Genomic DNA, 4892 nt, shown 5'->3' on the forward strand with positions numbered 1-4892 from the left:
TTCATTAACAACATTCGCCTCATTAGTTTTTCACCCGTATCCCGTGATGCGGGTTTTTTTACGCCCAGAGGTTAATGAATAGCCTGCTTGTGCGGCAAAAAGACTTTCAGCTTGCTGCTTTATCGAACCAGAGTTATCTGTGTGTCACGCCAAAAACTAAGGGTAAAAGACATGCTAAAACAGCAAGATATGACGAAAACGGGAAAGGCAGTTTTCAATGAATTAAACGACAAACCCGCCACGGTGGGGGAAATTGCACAGAATACACATCTGACGCGTGAACGATGCCAGTTAATACTGACGCAGTTAGTAATGGCGGGCTTATCGGAATACCAGGTTGGATGTTACAAGCGCCTCCAGTAAACGGAGGCTTCTGCTGTGAAATGGGCGGCTGGTGGGTGTTGTAGCACCCGACCAGCCATTCGCTCATGTCTTATGGTCACAAGCGAACCGAGGCCCACAGCTTTAGCGCTAAAGCACAGTGAGCCTACCAGAGAGCCGCTTACTGATCTATGAAAAATACTGTAATTTTAAACAGTGTTGAGTTGTTCAACGCTGATTGTCTTCAAGTTCTTGCTTCCCTTCCTGATAATTCCGTCGATCTCATCGTTACCGATCCGCCTTACTTCAAGGTGAAACCCAACGGCTGGGATAACCAGTGGCGGGGTGATGCTGATTATCTGTCATGGCTCGATACTTGCCTGGCTGAGTTCTGGCGGGTGATGAAACCAAACGGAAGTATTTACCTGTTCAGTGGCCATCGCCTGGCGGCTGATATTGAACTGCTGATGCGTCATCGCTTCAACATTCTGAACCACATCATCTGGGCGAAACCTTCTGGCCGTTGGAACGGTTGTAATAAAGAAAGCTTGCGTGCTTATTTCCCTGCTACTGAACGCATTCTGTTTGCCGAGCATTATCCGGGGCCGTATAAGCCCGACAGTTATGCCAAAGAGTGTGACAGTGCTAAACAGCATGTACTGGCTCCGCTGATTGATTACTTCCGTAATGCACGCGCAGCGCTGGGTGTAACGTCAAAGCAGATCGCCGATGCGACGGGCAAGAAGAACATGGTTTCGCACTGGTTCGGTACCAGTCAGTGGCAGTTACCAAACGAAGCGGATTATTTAAAACTACAGGCGCTGTTCACTGAAGTAGCCATTACGAGGCATGTGAACCACGAGCTGGACAAGCCACACCACCAGCTGGTGGAAACATGGCAGTCATTAAACCGAACTTACTCTGATCTGCTGAGTGAGTTCAAAGCTCTCCGGCGTCCGTTTGCTGTTTCAGTTTCGGTTCCGTACACCGATGTTTGGACCCACAAGCCTGTCCAGTTCTATCCAGGCAAGCACCCTTGTGAAAAGCCCGCCGATATGTTGCGGCAGATTATCAATGCCAGCAGCAAACCCGGCGACGTGGTAGCTGATTTCTTTATGGGTTCCGGATCGACAATTAAGGCGGCGTTGGAATTAGGCCGCAAGGCTATTGGCGTGGAGCTGGAAGAGGAGCGTTTCAAACAAACTGTAGAAGAGATACTTCATCGGTCGCCATAGCGCGGCCATTTTTCGTTTCCCCTCATGTTGAGAGGATGCACAGCAAAAGAGGGGGCTTGATGGCCGCTGATCCAATATCTAGTACCGGAGCAGCAACTGCATTAACTGGAGTCACATTCTTCGGTATTCTTTCTGGCCTTGATTACGGCGTTGTATTTGGTGCTTTCGCTGGTGCCGTTTACTACGTCGCTACTGCAGCAGACTTGACTACACCACGCCGCGTTGCTTACTTCCTCGTATCTTATATTGCCGGGGTACTTTGCGCGGGGCTGGTGGGTTCAAAGCTTGCAGTTGTGACGGGCTACAGCGACAAACCTCTTGATGCACTTGGCGCAGTAATCATCTCGGCGTTAGCCATTAAGATCCTCACTTTCATCAACAATCAAGATTTAGCCGGGGTCTTCTCGCGATTCAGAGGGGGAACCAATGGTAACAAGTGACCCAATAGCGACAGCAAACGCTCTGATCTGCGTCGTGATAGTCGGTGTGCTGATGCTCTACCGTAAGAAAGGGGCTCGTCATCGCCCCTGGATATCTCATCTCGCTTATTTTGCTGTGCTGGTTTACGCCAGTGTTCCTATCGCCTATCTGTGCGGCATCTATGCCGAATCACACTGGCTGGTGGCGTTGGTGAATCTCATTATTTGTATCGTGGTGCTGCGTTCCCGGGGGAATGTGGCTCGCCTGGTCGATGCTTTGAGGCTCCTATGACTAAAGACGAAATCTTTGAAGCCATACTCGGCAAAGAGGGCGGTTACGTTGATCACCCAGATGATAAAGGTGGCCCGACCCGTTGGGGTATCACTCAGGCAGTAGCCAGGGCACATGGTTATTCAGGCAGCATGAAAGACTTACCTCGCTCAACAGCCCTGGAAGTTCTCACCGCTGATTATTGGGCTGGCCCGCGCTTTGACCAGGTAGCTTCACTTTCGCCTTCTATTGCCGCTGAGTTATGTGATACCGGCGTGAACATGGGCCCGTCAGTGCAGAGCAAATGGTTTCAGCGCTGGCTCAATGCCTACAACCAACAGGGGCAGTTATACCCTGACTTGATTGCTGATGGTCAGATAGGCCCGCGAACAATCAGCGCGCTCAAATCATTTCTGGCGGCGCGTGGTAAAGACGGTGAGCAAGTCATGCTTAAGTCGATTAATTGCAGCCAGGGGCAACGTTATCTTGAACTGGCAGAGCAGCGCCCGGCTAACGAGTCGTTTGTTTATGGCTGGATGAGAGAGCGGGTGGGGTTATGACAATTGAAATGATTCTTGGCGCTATCGGGCTGGTGGTTGCAGCTATCGCTGGAGCATTCGGCATTGGTCATTCACGCGGCACCAGCAAAGCGGAATCGGCAGCCGATATACAGCGTACCGAAGAGAACGCCGCAGCAGTCGAAGCCGTTTCAAACCGTCGTGTGGAAGCAACAAAGGGGGCAAGTGATGTTCAGCAAGCTGTTAACCATATGCCTGATGACGATGTTGATCGCGAGCTGCGCGAAAACTTTACCCGCAAAACCTGAAGTCATCGATACATCGTGTGACTGGGTGAAGATCATCTACCTGACTGAGCACGATATTGAAGTGATGGACAGGCAGACTAAGAAAGACATCCTGACCCATAACAAGACATGGCGGGCAAATTGTTCTTCAAAAAACTCTCCTTAGATATTGTATGTAATCAATAGACAAGCAGGCTAAAAACCTTTATTGTTCCATGGGATCCCAAAGGTTAACTAAAGGTAAAATCATGGCAAAAACATACTTTCCATTTGAACGCACTGTTGAGTTAGTTACAGCTTCAAAGCCACATCCAGATAATACGTATTACAAAGTGTCGCGAGGCACAGAACTCTGGGATGGAGAGAATGTTGAAGTATTCAAAGTTCAAATGGTTTATGACGGAGAGATTGCGGGAAGACGTAGTCCATCATATCCAGTTGGAACGGATGACCACCAACGCGTACAGCTCGCAATAGAGAAGATCATTCGTTCAAGATAATTTGCTGGCCGTTTTGGTGGGTTTTTTAGTATTAACCAGATCATGCCAATACCCTAAAGGCCAGTCAGTTCATCGGAGATATTGCAAACGGCAACGTATTCGCCGATACGAGCTTTTCCGGCTCCAGCGGAATAGTGACCAGGTCATTCCGATATATTGACAGTACCGAGGATACTCAGGCTAAACAAATTGTGATCATGGCGACCATTGAATCCAACGTATTGCTTCCGGGAAGTGGGGTTGATGTGTCGATGACTATAGGCGGTCAGGCTAAGAACTATCGGTTTGTACCTGCATCTGATGCCAATCCATCGGGCGATCGCCTGGCGAGCGCGACTGCTATGTTCAGTGCTCGTTTGAGTAGTCGGACGGTTGATTGCACGATTTCAGTTAAAGGATCTAACCCCTCGCGCATCCTGTCACCGACAATGCTTATTTTCCGTGGTTCTGGCTCCTTCTCACAACTCTAGGCAGACAATTCGCCTTAATTCCACATTAATTCAAATTCTGACCCGCTTCGGCGGGTTTTTTTATGGAGTAAATATGATTTACACAACAGGCACTATTGCAGGCAATGGCAGCACCATCACCGGTACCGGCACAAACTTTACTGCTGCCGGCAGTCTTATTCGCGTGGGCTGCACGCTGATTGCCTTCACCAACCCGGTACAAGTCCTTCAAATCACTGCAGTGACCAGTGGTAACGCTTTATCCGTCACCCCGGCAGTGAGTCCTGCAATTGCAGCCGGCACGAGATTTGCCATTCTACTGAGCGACAGCCTGAGTGTTGACGGGCTTGCACAAGACATTGCCGAAACGTTTGGCATGTACCAGAAATACATGGGGGGATTCTCTGATGTGATGAACGGCACTGGCGATGTGACGATTACTATAAATGGTCAGGCCGTTACTGTGCCAGGGCAGAAATCAGTAGCGAAGAAGGGTGCTAACACTGATATCACTAGTCTGGGTGGGTTAACCACTGCATTAAGTGTAGGCCAGGGTGGTACAGGCGGGAAGACGCAGTCGGAGGCTCGCGCGGGCATAGGTCTGGGAACTGCATCAACTAGAAATACAGGAACCGCGCAAGGAGATGTTCCTGTCGTTGGTCAGTTTGGCCTCGGTGGCCAGGCCGTACTTTTAAATAACGCGGATATTGCTAATCCTATAACGGGTTCACAATTGTTCATGTACGGAGGGGGGGGGAGTGGTTACTGGACCCAGTGGGGGGCAGGGGTAAAACTTAACTATGGAGGCTCACACAACTTCCATATGTATCTGGCGGGTGACGACGCAACGCTCTTGACCCTGGTTCATAATTTTGCGGCAGGAACTCCCCCC

The 4892-nt window shown here is 49.9% G+C and carries 9 protein-coding genes and 1 pseudogene; all 10 read left to right on the top strand.

Annotated elements, in window-relative coordinates:
• The first annotated feature begins 171 nt into the window (after positions 1-171).
• Positions 172-363, top strand: coding sequence for a hypothetical protein (locus M977_RS20645; RefSeq protein ID WP_064518630.1), 192 nt, complete (start codon positions 172-174; stop codon positions 361-363).
• A 149-nt stretch (positions 364-512) separates the two neighbouring features.
• A complete protein-coding gene (locus M977_RS20650) occupies positions 513-1556 on the top strand; it encodes a DNA-methyltransferase (protein WP_064518631.1) in 1044 nt (347 codons plus the stop codon).
• Between the two features lie 59 nt (positions 1557-1615).
• Positions 1616-1996 (top strand): phage holin family protein, encoded by a 381-nt coding sequence (locus tag M977_RS20655; protein WP_064518632.1) that lies wholly within the window; start codon positions 1616-1618, stop codon positions 1994-1996.
• Entirely contained in the window at positions 1983-2267 is a 285-nt protein-coding gene (locus M977_RS20660) for a phage holin family protein (RefSeq protein WP_064518633.1), read from the top strand. The genes M977_RS20655 and M977_RS20660 overlap by 14 nt, the downstream gene beginning before the upstream one ends.
• Positions 2264-2806: a glycoside hydrolase family 108 protein gene (locus M977_RS20665; protein WP_064518634.1), complete on the top strand. Its 543-nt coding sequence runs from the start codon at positions 2264-2266 to the stop codon at positions 2804-2806. The genes M977_RS20660 and M977_RS20665 overlap by 4 nt, the downstream gene beginning before the upstream one ends.
• Positions 2803-3072 carry a hypothetical protein gene (locus tag M977_RS20670; protein ID WP_064518635.1) on the top strand — a complete coding sequence of 90 codons (270 nt, stop codon included), beginning with the start codon at positions 2803-2805 and terminating at the stop codon, positions 3070-3072. The genes M977_RS20665 and M977_RS20670 overlap by 4 nt, the downstream gene beginning before the upstream one ends.
• On the top strand, positions 3029-3217 hold the full coding sequence (locus tag M977_RS25880) for a hypothetical protein (protein WP_074392091.1): 189 nt from the start codon (positions 3029-3031) through the stop codon (positions 3215-3217). The genes M977_RS20670 and M977_RS25880 overlap by 44 nt, the downstream gene beginning before the upstream one ends.
• Before the next feature lie 82 nt (positions 3218-3299).
• Positions 3300-3551, top strand: a complete 252-nt coding sequence (locus tag M977_RS20675; protein WP_064518636.1) for a hypothetical protein — start codon at positions 3300-3302, stop codon at positions 3549-3551.
• Between the two features lie 134 nt (positions 3552-3685).
• Positions 3686-4021: a hypothetical protein gene (locus M977_RS25330; RefSeq protein ID WP_157092099.1), complete on the top strand. Its 336-nt coding sequence runs from the start codon at positions 3686-3688 to the stop codon at positions 4019-4021.
• Positions 4022-4094: 73 nt separating this feature from the next.
• A pseudogene (locus M977_RS20680) lies at positions 4095-4892 on the top strand (tail fiber domain-containing protein); the annotation flags it as partial.

Source organism: Buttiauxella gaviniae ATCC 51604, from assembly GCF_001654835.1.
In the GTDB taxonomy this organism is placed as follows: domain Bacteria; phylum Pseudomonadota; class Gammaproteobacteria; order Enterobacterales; family Enterobacteriaceae; genus Buttiauxella; species Buttiauxella gaviniae.

What these genes read in the sequence shown, in the direction of transcription:
- M977_RS20645 (WP_064518630.1), top strand. Translation starts at nt 172, where the DNA reads ATGCTAAAACAGCAAGATATGACGAAAACGGGAAAGGCAGTTTTCAAT.
- M977_RS20650 (WP_064518631.1), top strand. Translation starts at nt 513, where the DNA reads ATGAAAAATACTGTAATTTTAAACAGTGTTGAGTTGTTCAACGCTGAT.
- M977_RS20655 (WP_064518632.1), top strand. Translation starts at nt 1,616, where the DNA reads ATGGCCGCTGATCCAATATCTAGTACCGGAGCAGCAACTGCATTAACT.
- M977_RS20660 (WP_064518633.1), top strand. Translation starts at nt 1,983, where the DNA reads ATGGTAACAAGTGACCCAATAGCGACAGCAAACGCTCTGATCTGCGTC.
- M977_RS20665 (WP_064518634.1), top strand. Translation starts at nt 2,264, where the DNA reads ATGACTAAAGACGAAATCTTTGAAGCCATACTCGGCAAAGAGGGCGGT.
- M977_RS20670 (WP_064518635.1), top strand. Translation starts at nt 2,803, where the DNA reads ATGACAATTGAAATGATTCTTGGCGCTATCGGGCTGGTGGTTGCAGCT.
- M977_RS25880 (WP_074392091.1), top strand. Translation starts at nt 3,029, where the DNA reads ATGTTGATCGCGAGCTGCGCGAAAACTTTACCCGCAAAACCTGAAGTC.
- M977_RS20675 (WP_064518636.1), top strand. Translation starts at nt 3,300, where the DNA reads ATGGCAAAAACATACTTTCCATTTGAACGCACTGTTGAGTTAGTTACA.